The organism is Streptomyces sp. NPDC017979, from assembly GCF_044328175.1.
Classification (GTDB): domain Bacteria; phylum Actinomycetota; class Actinomycetes; order Streptomycetales; family Streptomycetaceae; genus Streptomyces.
In genome coordinates this window covers 1,276,087-1,293,047 of record NZ_JBIRGU010000001.1, presented here as the reverse complement: position 1 = coordinate 1,293,047, position 16,961 = coordinate 1,276,087, and the positions used below count along the sequence as shown (strand labels likewise).

Annotated in this window: 14 protein-coding genes; 6 read left to right on the top strand and 8 right to left on the bottom strand. The window is 73.9% G+C overall.

The window, feature by feature from the left end; genetic code table 11:
• Positions 1-164: 164 nt before the first annotated feature.
• Positions 165-1,370 (top strand): RtcB family protein, encoded by a 1,206-nt coding sequence (locus tag ACH4E8_RS05595; RefSeq protein WP_361956247.1) that lies wholly within the window; start codon positions 165-167, stop codon positions 1,368-1,370.
• A gap of 18 nt (positions 1,371-1,388) precedes the next feature.
• On the opposite strand, the gene ACH4E8_RS05590 is transcribed toward ACH4E8_RS05595, so the two are convergent.
• From ACH4E8_RS05590 to ACH4E8_RS05575, 4 genes are all read right to left on the bottom strand, one after another.
• Positions 1,389-2,162 (bottom strand): SDR family NAD(P)-dependent oxidoreductase, encoded by a 774-nt coding sequence (locus tag ACH4E8_RS05590; RefSeq protein ID WP_398444564.1) that lies wholly within the window; start codon positions 2,160-2,162, stop codon positions 1,389-1,391.
• A 137-nt stretch (positions 2,163-2,299) separates the two neighbouring features.
• Positions 2,300-2,635 carry a YnfA family protein gene (locus ACH4E8_RS05585; RefSeq protein ID WP_361530773.1) on the bottom strand — a complete coding sequence of 112 codons (336 nt, stop codon included), beginning with the start codon at positions 2,633-2,635 and terminating at the stop codon, positions 2,300-2,302.
• Between the two features lie 245 nt (positions 2,636-2,880).
• Positions 2,881-3,621: a Mut7-C RNAse domain-containing protein gene (locus ACH4E8_RS05580; protein WP_398444562.1), complete on the bottom strand. Its 741-nt coding sequence runs from the start codon at positions 3,619-3,621 to the stop codon at positions 2,881-2,883.
• Positions 3,622-3,693: 72 nt separating this feature from the next.
• Positions 3,694-4,221: a GNAT family N-acetyltransferase gene (locus ACH4E8_RS05575; RefSeq protein ID WP_398444560.1), complete on the bottom strand. Its 528-nt coding sequence runs from the start codon at positions 4,219-4,221 to the stop codon at positions 3,694-3,696.
• 182 nt (positions 4,222-4,403) lie between these two features.
• Between ACH4E8_RS05575 and ACH4E8_RS05570 the strand changes: the two genes are divergently transcribed.
• Positions 4,404-4,661 (top strand): hypothetical protein, encoded by a 258-nt coding sequence (locus ACH4E8_RS05570; protein WP_398444558.1) that lies wholly within the window; start codon positions 4,404-4,406, stop codon positions 4,659-4,661.
• Positions 4,658-4,873 carry a hypothetical protein gene (locus ACH4E8_RS05565; RefSeq protein WP_398444557.1) on the top strand — a complete coding sequence of 72 codons (216 nt, stop codon included), beginning with the start codon at positions 4,658-4,660 and terminating at the stop codon, positions 4,871-4,873. Before ACH4E8_RS05570 ends, ACH4E8_RS05565 begins: the two co-directional genes overlap by 4 nt.
• A gap of 231 nt (positions 4,874-5,104) precedes the next feature.
• Here ACH4E8_RS05565 and ACH4E8_RS05560 read toward each other — a convergent pair whose 3' ends face one another.
• Entirely contained in the window at positions 5,105-6,013 is a 909-nt protein-coding gene (locus ACH4E8_RS05560; RefSeq protein WP_398444767.1) for an NAD(P)-dependent oxidoreductase, read from the bottom strand.
• Between the two features lie 176 nt (positions 6,014-6,189).
• On the opposite strand from ACH4E8_RS05560, the gene ACH4E8_RS05555 reads away from it, so the two are divergent.
• Entirely contained in the window at positions 6,190-7,215 is a 1,026-nt protein-coding gene (locus ACH4E8_RS05555; RefSeq protein WP_398444555.1) for a GlxA family transcriptional regulator, read from the top strand.
• Between the two features lie 112 nt (positions 7,216-7,327).
• Here ACH4E8_RS05555 and ACH4E8_RS05550 read toward each other — a convergent pair whose 3' ends face one another.
• Positions 7,328-7,660 carry a CU044_2847 family protein gene (locus tag ACH4E8_RS05550; RefSeq protein ID WP_398444553.1) on the bottom strand — a complete coding sequence of 111 codons (333 nt, stop codon included), beginning with the start codon at positions 7,658-7,660 and terminating at the stop codon, positions 7,328-7,330.
• Positions 7,661-7,805: 145 nt separating this feature from the next.
• Here ACH4E8_RS05550 and ACH4E8_RS05545 point away from each other — a divergent pair, with 145 nt between their 5' ends.
• Together ACH4E8_RS05545 and ACH4E8_RS05540 are read left to right on the top strand one after the other, a co-directional pair.
• Positions 7,806-8,012: a hypothetical protein gene (locus ACH4E8_RS05545; protein ID WP_398444551.1), complete on the top strand. Its 207-nt coding sequence runs from the start codon at positions 7,806-7,808 to the stop codon at positions 8,010-8,012.
• Positions 8,009-9,901: an aKG-HExxH-type peptide beta-hydroxylase gene (locus ACH4E8_RS05540; RefSeq protein ID WP_398444548.1), complete on the top strand. Its 1,893-nt coding sequence runs from the start codon at positions 8,009-8,011 to the stop codon at positions 9,899-9,901. Before ACH4E8_RS05545 ends, ACH4E8_RS05540 begins: the two co-directional genes overlap by 4 nt.
• A gap of 949 nt (positions 9,902-10,850) precedes the next feature.
• On the opposite strand, the gene fxsT is transcribed toward ACH4E8_RS05540, so the two are convergent.
• Both fxsT and ACH4E8_RS05530 read right to left on the bottom strand, forming a co-directional pair.
• Positions 10,851-15,710, bottom strand: a complete 4,860-nt coding sequence (fxsT, locus tag ACH4E8_RS05535; RefSeq protein WP_398444546.1) for an FxSxx-COOH system tetratricopeptide repeat protein — start codon at positions 15,708-15,710, stop codon at positions 10,851-10,853.
• The gene (locus tag ACH4E8_RS05530; protein ID WP_398444544.1) at positions 15,707-16,936 is read right to left on the bottom strand and encodes an AAA family ATPase; all 1,230 of its coding nucleotides are present in this window, start codon (positions 16,934-16,936) and stop codon (positions 15,707-15,709) included. The genes fxsT and ACH4E8_RS05530 overlap by 4 nt, the downstream gene beginning before the upstream one ends.
• Positions 16,937-16,961: the final 25 nt, after the last annotated feature.

Here is a 16,961-nt window from a genome sequence, read left to right as displayed (position 1 = left end):
GGACGGGGTCCAGGGGAAAAGCAATTGCCGCACCACGACGGCCGACGGAAACAATGTGTATCGCACGCGCAGCAGGGAACGCCGGCCCGCTGGGGCTTTCGCGGGCATTTGTTCCAGTTTTGCGCTTCACTGATCTTGAGGGCCTTTCGGGGGAATGGGGAACCATGTCGTATGTAGAGGTACCGGGCGCGAAGGTGCCCATCCGCATGTGGGCGGAGCCCGCGGGCGTCGAGGACGTCGCGATGCGCCAGCTCCAGAACGTCGCCACCCTCCCGTGGATCAAGGGGCTCGCGGTGATGCCCGACGTTCACTACGGCAAGGGCGCCACGGTCGGTTCCGTGATCGCGATGAAGGACGCCGTCTGCCCGGCCGCGGTCGGCGTCGACATCGGCTGCGGGATGTCCGCGGTCCGCACCTCGCTCACCGCGAACGACCTGCCGGGCGACCTGTCCCGGCTGCGCAGCCGGATCGAGCAGGCCATCCCGGTGGGCCGCGGAATGCACGCGGAGCCGGTGGACGCCGACGGGGTGTACGGCTTCGGCGACTCCGCGTCGCCGGCGCGGCTGCGCGACTTCTGGGACCGCTTCGAGCTGGTGGCGGACGCGGTGAAGTTCCGCCGCGAGCGGGCGCTCCAGCAGATGGGCACCCTCGGCTCGGGCAACCACTTCGTCGAGGTCTGCCTCGACGACGAGGGCGCGGTCTGGCTGATGCTGCACTCCGGCTCGCGCAACATCGGCAAGGAGCTGGCCGACCACCACATCGGCGCGGCGCAGCAGCTCGCGCACAACCAGGGCCTGGTCGACCGGGACCTCGCGGTCTTCCTCGCCGGGACGCCGGAGATGGCGGCGTACCGCAACGACCTGTTCTGGGCGCAGGAGTACGCGCGCTACAACCGCGCCGTGATGATGGGCCTGCTCCAGGAGGTGCTGCGCGGGGAGTTCCGCCGGGCCACGGTCGGCTTCGACCCGGTGATCTCCTGCCACCACAACTACGTGGCGGAGGAGACGTACGACGGGGTCGAGCTGCTGGTCACCCGCAAGGGCGCGATCCGGGCCGGCGCGGGGGACCTGGGGATCATCCCGGGGTCCATGGGCACCGGCTCGTACATCGTGCGCGGGCTCGGCAACGAGAAGTCCTTCAACTCGGCGTCCCACGGCGCCGGGCGCCGGATGAGCCGGAACCAGGCGAAGAAGCGGTTCTCCGAGCGGGACCTGGCGGAGCAGACGCGGGGCGTGGAGTGCCGCAAGGACAGCGGAGTGGTGGACGAGATCCCCGCCGCGTACAAGCCGATCGAGCAGGTCATCGAGCGGCAGACGGACCTGGTGCAGGTGGTCGCCAAGCTCAAGCAGGTCGTCTGCGTGAAGGGCTGACGCACTTGCCGGCACGGGTCACCGCTCCCGGTGGACCTTGGTGTTGGACGCCTGGGCGCGGGGGCGGACCACCAGCAGGTCGACGTTGACGTGCGGCGGGCGGGTGACCGCCCAGGCGACGGTGTCGGCGACGTCGTCCGCGGTCAGCGGCGCGCCCACGCCGTCGTACACGCTCGCGGCCTTCGCCGCGTCGCCGCGGAAGCGGGTGGTGGCGAACTCGTCGGTGCGCACCATGCCGGGGGCGACCTCGATCACCCGCACCGGGGTGCCGACGATCTCCAGGCGCAGGGTCTCGGCGAGCACGTGTTCGGCGTGCTTGGCGGCGACGTAGCCGGCGCCGCCCTCGTAGGTGGCGTGGCCCGCGGTGGAGGTCAGGACGACGACGGTGCCGTTGCCGCTGGCGGTCAGGGCGGGCAGCAGGGCCTGGGTGGTGTTGAGGGTGCCGAGCACGTTCACCTCGTACATCCAGCGCCACTCGGCGGGGTCGCCGGTGGACACCGGGTCCGCGCCGAGTGCGCCGCCGGCGTTGTTGACGAGCACGTCGCAGCGGTCGAGCGCGGCGGCCAGCGCGTCGACGGCGGCCCGGTCGGTGACGTCCAGGGGGTGGGCGGCGGCGCTGAGGCCGGCGGCTGTCAGCTCCGCGGCGAGGGCGTCGATGCGCTCGCCGCGGCGCGCGGCCAGCACGACGTGGTAGCCCTCGGCGGCGAGCCGGCGGGCGGTGGCCGCGCCGATGCCGCTGCTGGCCCCGGTGACGACGGCGACGGGGGCGGTGCGGTCGGCGGGGGTGGGCATGCGGGCTCTCCTCGTACGTCAGCGGGCGTGGGGCGCCAAGCGTCGGGTTGCAGGTGGCGGGCGTCGGGCGCGGCCAGGATAGGCGGGTGCGCGAAGGCGGCGGCAGGCGGGCCCGGCCTGCGGTTTTTCCGGCGGGGTCAGCGCGCCCGGGGCGCGTACATGATCACGGCCATGCCCACCAGGCAGATCAGCGCGCCGATCACGTCCCAGCGGTCGGGGCGGTAGCCGTCCGCGACCATGCCCCACGCGATGGAGCCGGCGACGAAGACGCCGCCGTACGCGGCGAGGATGCGGCCGAACTCGCCGTCGGGCTGGAGCGTGGCGAAGAAACCGTACGCGCCCAGCGCGATCACGCCCGCGCCGATCCAGATCCAGCCGCGGTGTTCCCGCACGCCCTGCCAGACCAGCCAGGCGCCGCCGATCTCGAAGAGCGCGGCGACGGCGAACAGGGCGACGGAACGGGCGATCAGCATGGGCACAGCGTGTCACGGGAGCCCTGACCGGCTGGCGCTGCGGGCGACCGGGCCGGTGTGGGCCGGTGCCGAGGCGCACGTCACCGACCTGGAGCCACGGACCCACGGCGCCCCCGGACGAGGTCGTCGTGACGGTCGGCACGCACGGGAACGGCGGCGCCCGCGCGCAACGACCGGCACGAGGCGCCGGCGCCGGCGCCGGGCGACCCGTACGCCTTCCGCCGCCGGCCGGGCCTTGCGCGCGCTCACTGCGGGGCGGGTGCGCCGCCGAACTCCCGTACCGCGTCGTCCACGATCTTCACCAGCCGCGCGTGGTGCGCCCCGCGCCAGTACACCCGCTCGCACTGCGAGCACTGCGCGAACACGTCGTACGTCCGCTCGGTGCCGTGCTCCAGCCGGCCGCGCACCGAGTCCTTGTCGGCGTCCCGCAGCGGCCCGTTGCACGCGGTGCAGCGCGTCCACGGCGCGAGGTGCGGGGCGAAGCGGCCGAGCACGTCGCGGAGCTGGTCGTCGGGGCGGTCGCTGTAGACGTACGCCCCCGCCCAGAGCTCCCGCCGCCGCAGCAACCCGCGGTCCCGGGAGAGCAGCACCCGCCGCTCCCGCGCGGAGAGCGCGGCCAGCGCCGGATCGCCGATGTCCTCGCTCTCGTACGCCGCGTCCACGCCGAGCAGCCGCAGCCGCCGCGCCAACGTCCCGAGGTGCACGTCCAGCAGGAACCGCAGCGGCGCCCCCGGCACGCGTTGCGGGCGCTCCACCCCGTACACCTCGACGCTCTCGCCCGCGCTCGGCACGTGCGAGACCGGGACCTGGCGCCCGTCGACCACCAGCCGGCCGGCCTCGGTGAGCGGCACGCCCAGGGACTCGATGACGTGCCCGAGCGAGGACGAGCCGTCGGTCACCAGCGTCGTACGGCCCTGGCGGCGCTCCGACGGGACGAAAAGGCGCAGCTCGGGGGCGACGCTGAGGTGGATCTGCGGTCCGTTCACGCCGTCAGCATGGCACCGCCGGGGCGCGCGCGGCATCCGGATTGTCCGCCGCGGGGCCCCTTCGGGGATGCGCTACGCCCGAAGGTCCAGCCGCCATTCGTTCGACGTGATCGGGTGCCCCGGCGGGTACTCCATGGCGACCTCCCCGAGCAGTTCGAAGCCCACCTTGCGGCAGACGGCGTTGGACGCGGCGTTCTCCACCTTCGGGTAGGCGAAGAGGTAGCGGTGCCGACCGGCGGCGCGGGCGGCCTCCACCACCAGGGCCGTGGCCCGGGACGCCATGCCGCGGCCCTGGAACTCGGCCAGGACCCCCCACCCCGTCTCGTACACCGGCAGGCCCTCGGACGTCGAGGTCTGCTCCCAGAAGCCGATCGTGCCCGCGGCTTCGCCGGTGGCCGCCACCACGATCCGGTACATCCGTCCCGCGCCGGAGTCGGCCGCGCTCAGCGCGACGTACCGCCGGTGCCGGTCCAGCAGCTTCTCCTCCGTCTCCGGCCCGCCCAAGTGCTCCATCATCCCGGGTGCGTTGGTCGCCCGCAGCAGATCGAAGTCCCCCTCGGACCAGGGCTCGATCAGCACCGCCGTCGCTCTGCTCTCCATGCTCCGCAGGCTACGACCGGGGTCTGACAACGTCCGGCCGCGCCGGGCGCGCCCGCCGCCGAGTCGCGATCACGACCGCGGCGGGGAGACGATGAACGAGGGGGTCCTGTTCACCGCCGTGCGCCGCGCCCGGCGCTTGCCGGGCCGAGGCGCGAACGGCTCGACGAAGGTCGGGTGAGGGCATGTCCCCAGGTATCGATCACCGCTGGTCCGACGTCTTCCAGTCCCCGGGAACGGATCACTGGACCTGGACGATCGGCGAACGCGAGCACTTCTGGGCCTTCTCCTGGCGCCCGTTCCAGGCGAACGAGGCGGGCACGGAGATCGTCCGGCACTTCACTGCGTCCGACAACAACCTTCAGCAGACGGACCACTTCGACATCAGCGTCTCGTCGGGCAACATCTACCGGTTCAGCGCGATTTGGGTGAGTGGCACATGAGACTGACCGCACTGTACGACGCCGACGGCAAGATCCTCGCGGCCGTGGAGGACACGGGTCGGTACGACCACCCCGTCCCCGTGGCGACCGAGGCCGGCACGGCGGTGGGAACGTTCGACGTCCCGGAGGCCGCGAGCGAGTCGAGCCTCTACGAGATCTGCACGATGCTACGCGTGGACGCGGGCGCTGCACGGCTGGTGACGTCGGGTTAGCCCGCCACCCGTGCCCCTCTCGACGCGAGGCCGGCATCCTCGCGGTTCCCCTGGGCCGTGTCCGGAAGGCCCTGCGCGCTTCCCTGCGCCTCTGGGCGTAGCCGCCGTTGCCCCGCGCGAACTGCCCCCACCGGCCCGCGGGGACCATTGCTCCCGCGGGGGTATCGTCGGGGGCGCGGGGAACTGGGCGGCGGTGACGAACCGGGCCCCGGGGCGCGGGGGACGCGCGGGTCACCTCGTGCGTAGGGCCTCGATCACGCTGCCGTAGCTGTCCGAGCCGTGCCCCGCCGCAGCCGCCCGCTCCATCAGCGACTTCAGCAGCAGCGGGAGCGCGTTGTCGACGCCCCGCGCCTCCGCCGCGTGCAGCAGGTGGTCGATCGTCGCGATCTGGACGTCGAGGGTCGCGTCGTCGCCCGGGTAGCCGCCGGCGTCGACCTGACCGGCGTAGCGGGTGATGAAGTTGTTCACCGTGCCCAGCCAACGCGTCGCCACCGCCGTGAAGTCCGTCGCCTTCGTCCCCTCCGCCGTGACCACCGCCGTGCCGTGCAGCCAGCCCGTCATCGTCGCCCACATCAGCCCGAGCAGGGCCGTGTCGTAGAGGGCGGCGAGCCCCGGATCGGTGCCGAGGTACAGGGGATCGCCCAGAGACCCGAGCGCCGGGCGGTGCGCGTCGAAGACCGTACGGTCCCCGCTGAACAGGAACATGACGTCGGAGCTGCCGACGCCCGGCGGCGTCGTCATGATCGCGCCGTCCAGGTAGTCCACGTCGTACCGGCGCGCCCACTCCACCGCCGCCGACGCCTGCTCCGGCGAACCGGAGGAGAGGTTGACCAGCGACCTGCCCTTCAGCGCGTCGAGCGCGGGGGCGAGGGCCGAGTACAGCGCCGGGTAGTCCAGCACCACTGAGATCACCAGCGGGCTCGCCTCGATCGCCTCCCGCACGCTCCCGGCGAGCACCGCGCCCCGGGCGACCAGCGGCGCGGCCTTCTCGGGGGTGCGGTTCCACACGGTCGTCGGGTGGCCCGCCGCCAGCAGCGCCCCGGCCAGCGCCGTACCCATCGAGCCCAGGCCCAGCACGGTCACCGCCTGACGCGCGGGCGCGGGCGCGGTCGCAGCAGCGGCCGCAGTCGCGGTCGTCATCTCGGAACTCGTCGTTTCGGCACTCATGGCTCTGCTCCTCCGTCGGGCGGCTGATCTGGGGGCGGTTGACCACCTGCGCACCAAGATCGCAGCGCGGGAAGCGCGCCGACAGTGACACCGGTGCCGCCGACCACCAAATTCCTGCCACGCCTCCCGGGAGCGCTTAGCCTTCGACCATGAGCGCTGGAACGGTCGCCGTCGTCGCCACCGAGGAGATCGGGCTCCCCTCCTGGGACCTGTACGAACTGAGCATCCCCTGCACGGTCTTCGGCAAGCCCCAGCCCGACCTGGTCGACCCCTGGTACGAGATGCGGCTGTGCGGCACCCGGGACGGCGTGGGCCAACCCGGCGTCGCGGACGTCAGCGGCGTCGGCCTGACCTTGCGCACCCCCTACGGGCTCGACGGCCTGGAAGGCGCGGACACCGTCATCGTCCCCTCGGTGCCCGACCCCTGCGTCGAGGAGGGCCGCCCGCTGCCGCCCGAACTGATCACCGCCCTGCGCCGCGCGTCCGACTCCGGCGCCCGCATGGTCTCCCTGTGCACCGGTGCCTTCGCGCTCGCCGAGGCCGGCCTGCTCGACGGCCGCCGGGCCACCGCCCACTGGATGCACACCGCCCAACTCGCCCGGCGCTACCCGAAGGTGGAGGTCGACGACTCGGTCCTCTACGTCGACGACGGTTCCGTCCTGACCAGCGCCGGCCTCACCGCCGGACTCGACCTCTGCCTCCACCTGGTCCGCCGCGACCTCGGCGCCCGGGTGGCCAACCAACTCGCCCGCCGGATGGTGGTCCCCGCCCACCGGCCCGGCGGCCAGGCGCAGTTCATCGACCTGTCCGTGCCCGAGGAGGACGACGAGGGACTCACCCCCGTGCTCGACTGGGCCCGCGCCCGCCTCGACCGCCCCCTGACGGTCCACGACCTGGCCCGCCGCGCCGCCATGAGCCCCCGCACCTTCTACCGCCGCCTCCAGGCCGCCACCGGCACCACACCCCTCCAATGGCTGCTCAACCAACGCCTGGGCCGGGCGAGGGTGCTGCTGGAGACCACGGACCTGTCGGTCGAGAAGATCGGCGAACTCAGTGGCCTCGGCACCGCGAACAACCTGCGCCACCACTTCCTGCGCCACGTCGGAGTCACCCCCGGCGACTACCGCCGGGCCTTCCCCCGCACCTGCCCGACCTCCCCGGCCGGGCCCCTCTGACGCGCCGTGGCCGGATCCGGTGCCCCGGCGCGCCCGGTCCGGGGCGCTCCCGACGGCCGCTGCGGACGGGGCGCCGCCGCGGCCCGCGGGCGGCAACCGGGCGCGTGGCCGATCAGCCGTCGGCCGCCGCCGCGCGCCACGTCATCGTCACCGTGAGGTGCGCCTCCCCCTGCGTCTTGGCGATCACCGCGCCCAACTCCGCGTTGAACCGCACGCCGAACTCCAAGCTGATCTCATCAGGACTGCTGGGCATGGACCGCAGCCTTCCCAGGGCGCTTGCCGCCGCGTTCCGGATGCGATCGACGCCCTCCTCGAACGACGTCGCGGCATCCGCGACGGCCGTCCCGAGCCGGGACACCTCGACCACCCCGGGCTCGTCATCCGCCACCTCCACGACCACGGAACCGTCGTCCTCACCCGTCTGGAACCGCAACAGCCGCGTCATCCCCACCCCTCCGTAGAGCCGTTCGCCGTGCGTGTTTCGACACCTCGCTGTATGACCTGCGGCCGTCTTCCGCTACCGGGCCGATGCAGCCACCATGGAAGCGCACCCCGAGCCGTCAGACCACCACTTCAGGGGGAACCACGGTATGGCAGAGTCTGCGAAGGACTTCTGTTCCGACCTCGTCGATCTGTCCGGAATCTCTTTGACGGAGCTGCACTCCAGCGACGATCCCGTGCTGCGGCGCGCCTTGAAAACCGCCGACCACCTGGCCATCCTGGCGTTCGGGACCCAGGGCGAGTCCAACGTGGTGGAGATGACGTTCCTGCGCGGACGGGGATCAGGTCGGCGGTGACCGCAGGAGCCCGGCCGCTGGACGTGCACCGGATCTCGCGTCGGTCGCTGGGCGCGATAGCCACCGGACGGGCGGACGCCGACGACCTCCGGCTCCTGTGTTCCGGGCAGCGCAGCCAACTCCTTCTGGTCATCAGGACGCTGCTCGACCGCCTCGACGACGTCGAGCGCGTCGACGGGGCGCACCACGGCCTCCGGAGCGCGGGCGGCGCATCCGCGGGGCAGCGGGCGTGGCGCCTGCTGTGCCGGGTGGAGCGCGAGGCGCCCGACGCGGTCGAGGCGGTACTGAGCGATCCGGCCGTCATGGCCTGGTCCTTGCGCCTGCTGCGCAGAATGGCCGGATCTGCCCCACCGGCGAAGGCCCCCGCGCCGCTCTGGGCCGACCTCGGGCAGTTCCAGGCACTGGCCGCCGCGGCTGCGCTGCGCGCCGGGGTGCCCGTGGTGGTGCGGGTGCCCGCGCACCGCGGCATGGTCTGGGTGCCCGGAGCCGGCGTCGCGGGCCCGGTCGCCCGGCGCCGCTGGAGCGAGGCGGAGGTGCGGGTGGGGCGGCGGGGCGCCGTCGTCCGGGGGGAGACCGCTGACGTACGACTCCCGCGCACCGCCACGGCGACGGCCCCGGGGTGGCGCCCGCTGCTCGGGGTGCGACCGCTGCCGGGACCCGCCGCGGCCCCGACCGACGGCGCGGCGGCGGTGGTGCGGTTGGACACCGTGACGCCGTACCGCGACTTCACCCGGTACCCGAAGTCCCCCGGTCGGATGGGGGAGCGTGGACTGCGGCTGTGGCAGGACCGGGTGGCCCGGGCGTACGACGTGCTGGCGCGGGAGTCCCCCGACGAGGCCCGCGCGGTCACCACGGTGGTCAAGGTGCTCGTGCCCCGGCCGTTCCGGACCGCGCGGGGCGGGCTGGTCGCCAGCGCCTCCTCGGCGGATGCCTTCGGCGCGGTCACCCTCTCCCTGCCGTACGACGCGACGCAGACGGCGGCCGTCCTGGTCCACGAGGCCCGGCACCAACAACTGAACGCGCTGCTCGGCCTGGTGCCGCTGGTGCGGGCGGCGGGCGACCGGCCGGGCGAGGCCGCGGCCCGTCTGCACTACGCGCCGTGGCGCAGCGATCCGCGACCGGTGCTCGGCCTGCTCCACGGGGTGTTCGCCTTCGCCGGCGTCGCGCGGTTCTGGCGGCGCCACCGCACCCGGGTGACCGGGACCGAGGCGCTGCGCGCGGACTTCGAGTTCGCGCTGCTCAGGGAACAGGTGCTGGAGGGCGTCGGGGCGCTCGCGTCGGACGACGACCTGACCGAGGCGGGTCGGCTGTTCGTGGCGGCGGTCGTCGCGGACGTACGGGGCTGGCTCGGCGACGACGTGCACGCGGAGGCGGGTCGGCTGGCCCGGCACTACTGCGCGCTGCGACGTTCGGTGTGGCGGGTGCGCCATCTGGAGGTCGAACGGTCGGTCGCGGACGGGTTCGCCGCGGCCTGGACGGCGGGGCGCACGGCGCCGCCCCTGCCGCCCGTGACGCTGCGCCCGCGGCCCGACCGCATCCGGCTCGACTCCTTCGGCCCTTCGGCCCGGTACCTGCTGTCTTCACCGAAACGTTTCTTCAGTGGGTACCGGCAGGCGGAGGCGGCCGGGGACCCGGTGCGCCTGGCCGAGTACGCGACGATCGCCGGGGACGCCGAGCGCGCCGCGCTGCACCACGCGGCGTGGGCGGCGCGGGCCCCGGAGGACGCGGAGGCGTGGATCGGCGCGGCGCTGGCCCTGCCGGTGCGCGGGGCGGCGGCGGAGGCGCTCCTGTCCCGCCCGGACCTGATCGCCGCGGTCCGCCGAGCCCTGACGGCCCGCGGCGCCCCCACGCCGACCCCCCTTGAGCTCGCGACCTGGCTCACGAACTAGTGCCCCTCCCGGCAAGCTTTGCCCTGTCGTCCCGTCCGGCACGCGCCCTCGCCGCGTTGGCCGAAACCCCTGGTAGGCCCCCTGTGCCCTGCGGGCACGGGAGGTACCCCCACCGCTACCAGAGCTTCCGGCCGCCTTGCGATCGCACGCACCGGACGACACTCCTCACGGGCAAACATTGCCGGTCACGGCACTAGCCCCCACGCCCGCGGTGCCTGCCGGCGCTGTGCGACCTGGCCCGAACGCGACGTTCTTCCGCTCCAGGCCCTGCCCTCCCGCCGTAACCCTGCGGGCACGTTGCTCCCTGCGGCCCGGTGGTGGGCTGGTCGCGCAGTTCCGCCCCCTCTGCCCACAGGGCACGGCCCAGCGCCCCCGACCTACCCGCCGTAACCCTGCGGGCACATTGGCCCCTGCGGCCCGGTGGTGGGCTGGTCGCGCAGTTCCGCCCCCTATGCCCAGAAGGCATGGGGGGACCCCCAGCGCCCCTGATTCGCTCCCCCAATCGCATGCCTGCGGCCCGGTGGCGGGTCGGCCGCGCAACTCCGCCCCTATGCCCAGAGGGCATGGGGACTCCAGCGCTCCTGAAACCCCCACGCCCTTCGGGCGTAGCGGGGTGCCGCACTACCGGTGGTTGAACGACGGCGGCAACCACATCAGGGGCGCTGGGGGTCCCCCCATGCCTTCTGGGCATAGGGGGCGGAACTGCGCGAACAAGCCCCACCAGGCTGCAGGTAGACGGGGGTTTAGGGGCGCGGGGAACTGCGCGAACAAGCCCCACCGGGCCGCAGGGAGCAACGTGCCCGCAGGGTTACGGCGGGTAGGCCGGGGGCGCTGGACCCGTGCCCTGTGGGCATAGGGGCGGAACTGCGCGGCCAACCCACCACCGGGTCGCAGGGGTCAGCCGCACCGGGGTGCGGGGCGCGGGCGCCCCGGGGCGCCCGCGCGGGGGCTACAGGAGGATCAGGTCGATGTCCGCGTTGGCGCGGAGGCCGTTCTCCGCGTCCGTCGTCGCCGGGTGCGACGGCCCCAACGCACTGCGGTAGCGCTTCACCGCCGCCGCGTACACGTGCTCGCTCTCCTCCGTCCGGCGCAGCGCCTTCAGATCGTGGCTCAGGTTGAGTTGGACCGCCAGGTTCGCCGGGTGGGTCTCGCGCAGCCGGGCCGACTCCTCGGCCACGACCTTGTCGATGGCGTGGGCCTCCTCCGGGCGGCCGAGGGCGAAGTGGTCGCTGGCGAGGTTCATCCGGGCGAGCAGCGTCCGCGGGTGCGTGGCGCCGAGCGACCGGCTGAGGCCCTCGACCGACTCCTCGTCGAGTGCCAGCGCGGCCTCGGGCTGCTGGAGCAGCCTGAGGGTCACCGCCAGGTTCATCGCGCAGGCGAAGCTGTGCGGGTGCTCCCTGCCGTACCGCAGGCGGTGCGTCTCCAACGTCTGCTCGCACAGCCAGCGCGACTCCTGGAGCTTGCCGATCTGGCGCAGGTCGTTGGCGTGGCTGACCGACAGCAGCAGGTAGTTGCGGCTGTCGGTGCCGAAGAGTTCGCTGGTCAGCTCGACGTACCGGCGGGAGAGCGCGTAGGCGCCCTCGTGGTCGCCCCGCTTGCGCCGCGACACGCACCGGTTGCGGTTCACCAGGGTGGTGAAGGGGTGCGTCTCGCCCAGCTTCTCGGAGACCTCCTCGGCCAGCACCTCGTAGCCTTCGAGCGCGTCCTCGTAGCGGCCGAGTTCCTGGAGGTCGAGCAGGTACGCGTCCCGGGTCGTCAGCGTGTAGAGGTGGTCCTCGCCCAGCGTCTCGATGCGGCGCTGCCACGTGTCGTAGTCCAGGTCCAGCGCCTTGTCGGCGTCGCCGGCCAGCCGCAGGCTCACCGCGTAGTTGTGTGCGGCGAGGAGGGTCGCGGGGTCGTCCGCGCCGAACTCCCGCTGGCTGGACTCGTAGACCTGCCGGTCCATCTCCCGGGCCTCGTTGAAGGCGCCCCGGTTGCGGTGGTGGGCGGCCATGAAGCTCTGGGCCCGGAGGGTGTCCTCGTGCGCATCGCCGTAGACCCGGCGGAACCGTTCGACGAGCACGGACTGCATGTCGTAGGCGCGCCGGAGGTCGGAGCCCTGGTCGCGCAGCGCCTGGGCGATCTGCTGGTCGACCGCCATGACCTCCTCGTCGTCGTCGCCCAGGCGCTCGCGCCAGATCCCCGCGGCGCGCTCGCCCAACTCCAGCGCGCCCCCGTGGTCGCCGCGGGCGCGCAGGAACCACACCTCGTTCAGGACGAGCCGACGGGTCCAGGGCTCCTCGCACTCGACCGCGTTGGACGCCTGGACGTGGGAGAGGAGGGAGGAGTAGCGCGGCCAGTAGGTGACGCGCTGGGGGTTCCTCGGGTCGGCGTGGGCGAGCAGTTGGTGCGCGGCGTGCCGCATCGTGGCGCGTTCCTGCGCGTTCATCTGCTCGATCAGCACGCGCTGCACCAGCCGGTGCATCTGGACCGTGTTCTGCCGGTGGTCGATGCGGGCCAGGGCGTAACGGCCGATCTCCCGGATCGCCCGGCCCAGCTTGACCGGGTCGTCCAGCGCGGACTGGAGCTCGGGCGGCACGGAGATCCCGCGCACCGCGGAGAACAGGTCCCACTCGATGGGCTCGGGCGCGAAGAAGGCGCAGACCTGGAGGAGGTGCAGGGCGTCCGGCCGGGTCTCGCGCAGCCGGCCCAGCGACACGTTCCACGCCGCGGCCACCGACAGCGGGTAGTCCCCGGGCGGTTCGGACTGCATGAGTTCGGTGAAGTTGCGCTCGTACACCTCCAGGTACTGCTGGACCGGCATGCCGGTCTCGGCCAGCCAGACGGCGGCCTGTTCGACCGCCAGGGGGAGGTCGCCGAGCGCGGCGGCGAGGTGGTCGACCGATTCGTCGGGGAGTTGGGGGCTGCGCCTGCGCAGCAGGGCGACGCTCTCCTCGCGGGTGAAGACGTCGACCTCCAGCGAGCTGGCGTCGGTGGACCACTGGAAGTTGCGGGACGTGACGATGATCCGTCCGGGTCCGTCGCTGGGGAAGTATTTTCTGACCACTTTGGGGTTCTCGGCGTTGTCGAAGACCAGGAGCCAGTCCCGGTACGGCTCGCCGCGGCGCAGGGCGTCCAGCACCGCGGGGACCGCGCTCCGCTCGGAGCCCACCTGGAGGCCCATCTCCTCGCCCAGTTCGATCAACGACTGGACGATCTGGTTCTCCTGCTCGGCGGGGATCCACCAGACGAGTCGGTAGCCGCGGCTGTTGCGGTACACGTACTCGATGGCGATCTGGGACTTGCCGACGCCGCCCATGCCGTGCAGCGCTTCCGGCAGGACCGCGGCCACGCCTCCGGCCAACCGTTCTCGCAGGCTGTCCAGCAGCACTTCTCGACCCGTGAAGTTCCGGTTCCGCTGCGGTACGTTCCCCCAGATGCGGGGCGGATCGTGCGGGCTTCGCGGCCCCTGGGCAACGGGCTGACCGGCAGACACGGCGATGCCTCCTTGTCGTGGACGTGCGGGCGTGGTGCTGGGCGGGGCGGACGCGGAAGGTGTCGGCGGCGTCGGTGGTGTCGGCGGTGTCGACTGGGGGGAGCCGGCGGACCGGGAGGACTGGTCGGGCGGGGTGGGCTGGGGGGACGCCGGCTCCGGCTGCGCGGGCGGGGGCGTCGGTTCGGTGACAGACAGGTGCGTCGGCGGGGCGGGGGGCAGGGCCGCGGTCGACGGCGTCAGGGGTGAAGTCGCCGCGGAGCGCGGGGTGTTCGCCTGATGTGGATCAAGAGGCGTCCAGGGCCCGTAATCTAGCGCGTCCGAGGGAGGTTTCTTCGGCTTTGACGACATTTCACCGGATGAATACCCCGATGGCCGGTTGCCTTCGGCCGCGGGGGCAGCTCCGGTGGCTCCCGGTCGCGGAGGCGGCCCGGGAGCGGTGCTCTGGAGCATACGTCCCAGTTGGTTGGCGCGGGCGAGATACGGGCCGGACACCGCGCACAGGGCGGTGTACAGGTGGGCCACGAACGGGCGGGTGTGCTCTGCCATCGGAGGGTCGGGGTGGTCGCCCTCCGGCGCCACCAGCGCACTGCCGCCCGCCCCCCACACCGCGTCGAGCCACGGCCCGAGGTGCTGCTCGATCTGGCGCAGGGCGCGCACCGTCTCCACCCGGCTGCCGCGGGAGAGCAGTTCCTCCCGTACGCCCGCCCGGAAGTCGAAGGAGACCCGGTGGGCGTCCTCGGCGTCGGCCGACTCGTCGCTGCGGTGCACCAGGCCGAGCAGCACGATTTCCGCGAGGTTCCAGAACTGGGCTCCGGGCAGGGCCTGTTGGAGCAGGCGCATCACGGGGAGATTGAGCGGTGCCGCGGCGAGCCGCTGCGCCAGGGCGTACGCGGTCGGGGACGCCACGGCGCGGAAGCGGCGCACCGTGGCCGCGGCCCGTCTGGCCCGCTGGACCGCCGACGGCTCCGCCCGTCCGCCGGCGCCCACTTCGCCCTGCGGGGCGGTCACGACGTCCGGGAGCGCGGCGGGCACCGGGCCGACGACGGCCGAGCGCAGGTCCTCGTCCGGGGCCGTCCACAGCGCCGCCAGCGCGTGCCACTCGCCGCCGTCCGCCGCCACCAGCCCGGCCCACCGGCCCAGCGACGCCGGCCGCAGTTCGACGACGGGCACGGGCACGGGGGCCGCGCCGTCACCGGGGACCGCGGCCGCGGCCGACGGGTCCGATCCCAGCGCGTCCGCGTGCGGGTGCTTCCAGTCCGCTTCGTACGCACGGTTGGGCGCGGCGGACGAGGGGGCGCGCAGCCGGGTGCGGGTGGCCGTGGGCAGGGTCAGGTCCCACAGGTGCTGGGGCAGCAGGCTGAGCACGGCGACGGGGGAGGAGCGGCCGAGCCGGTGCAGCAGCGAGGCGGCCCGGCCGGTGCGCCAGGCGCGGTGTCCGCCGTCCGTGACGGCGAGCAGCAACTGCCCCGCGCGTCCGTGGACCTCGGTTGCGGCCGCGGTGCCCGCCGCGTCGTCGTCGAGGTCCCAGCGCACCGTCCGTACGGTGCGGAACGCCGCCAACTGCTCCATCAGTTCGGCGATCTGGTGCGCCGTGCGCGACCACAGGGCCATCGACGCGCTGCCGTCCACCAGCAGGAGCAGGTCGAGCCGGCGCTCGGGTGAGGTCCGGCACACCGGGGACCACACGCCGGTCAGCGCGGCTTGCTCCGCGGTCGCCTCCTCGTCCAGTTCCTGGGCGTGCGGCGAGGTGCGCGTCAGCCGCAGCGGGCGCAGCGCCCTGCCGAGCGCCAGGGCGTCCGCGAGCCGGGGTTGGAGGGGGCGGCGGGCGTCGTCGGCGGGGCGGCGGGGGAGGGGTGGCCGTCTCAGGGCCGCGCGCGCCCAGGTGAGTTCGGAGGGCGGGGCGGGGCGGGCGGGGGCCTTCTGCGGTGCGGCGAACGCTTCCGGGGGGCGTTCGTCGTCGGGCGGTGGGCCGCCGGCGGGCCCGGGCCGTTCGACCTGCTCGGTCTGCTCGGCCTCGTCGGCTTCATCAAGGGGAGGGGGAGCCGTGGCGTCCGGCCGGGGCGCGGCGGGCCGGTGCTCGGGGCGTGCCTCGACGGGCGCGCGGGCGACGTTCGGACGGCCGTCCTGCCGGGGCCGTTCGCCGCGCGTGAGCGCCGCCCGCCCCGGCACGTCGAACAGCGGTACGGCCGCGTCCTGCCAGGCCGCCAGGTACAGCGCGTCCGCCAGCTCCGTCCAGGTCGGCAACTCCCGGTCGGGGGCCGACCCGTGCCCCGCCTCCGGCCCCGCGCCGTGGACGGGGGGCGGGGGCTCCGCGGGCGACGCCGGCGCCGTCATCCTGGCCTCGTTTCCGCCCCCGCTCCGTCGAGCCGGTGCCATAGCGCGTCCACCAGGTCCTCCAGGGTTTCCTTGCCGTCCTCGTCGTCGCCGGGGAAGCGTCCCGAGGTCGCCAGGAAGACGGCGTTGAGCAGTTGGTCGACGGCCAGGCCGCCGCGCTCCCTGCTGTTGCGCAGGAACCGGTCCACCAACTCGTCGGCGCGGGTCGGGTCCGGCGCCCCCTGCACCGCCTCCCGCAGATGGGCCATGACCATGTCGACGAGCTGGGGGCGGCTCGGGTCCGGCATCTGCAACCGCAGGCAGCGGCGGAGGAAGGCCGGGGGGAACTCCCGCTCACCGTTGGAGGTGATCACCACGACGGGGAACGCCCGGCAGGCGACCTGCCCGTCGACGATCTCGGCGGTGCGCTGCGGATCGTCCGTCAGCACCGTCACCCGCGGGTGCCGACGTCGGGCGCGCACCAGCTCCGGCACCGGGAACTGCCCCTCCTCGAAGACGCTGAGCAGGTCGTTCGCCAAGTCCTGGTCGCACTTGTCCAGTTCGTCGATGAGGAGGACGCGCGGCAGTTCGTACGGCAGCAACGCCGTTCCCAGCGGCCCGAGTTGCAGGTAGTCGCCGATGCCGGGGAGTTCGTCCTCGTGCGGAGCGGCGCCGGTCGCGTCGACGGCGGCGCCCGGGGCGGGCTGCGCATTTGATGGGGTGAGGGTGCGCAGCGCCGCCGCGTCCTGGACCCGGCCGATGGCGTCGTAGTCGTACAGCCCCGAGCGCAAGGTGGTGCGGCTGGTGATGTGCCAGCGCAGCACCCGTCCCAGCCGCAGCTCCCTGCTGATCCGGTACGCCAGGGAGGACTTGCCGGTGCCCGGCCGGCCGGTGACGAGCAGCGGACGGCGCAGCAGCAGCGCCGCGTTCACCATGTCGGCCTCGCGCCGCAGGTGTTCGGAGCCGGCGGAAGCGGTCGGGACCCGCCCGAGCCGGCGCTCGACCTCCTCGTCGTCGGGCGGCGGCGGTGGCACCACCGGCCCGCCGGTGAAGCGGCGCCACGGGGGCGGCGGCGGGAGGAGTTCGCGCAGGCTGGTGTCGTACAGCGGCGCTCCCGTGCCCCGGTAGATCCACCAGCGCTGGTCACCGGTGCCGCGGTCGGCCGGGGCCGCCCCGAATCCGCCGCCGCCGCCGTCGTCGCCCGCCCGCGGGTGCGGCGGCGGGCCCGCCGCGTGTAAGTCGCCCATCGGACGCGTCTCCCTGGGTGCGCCG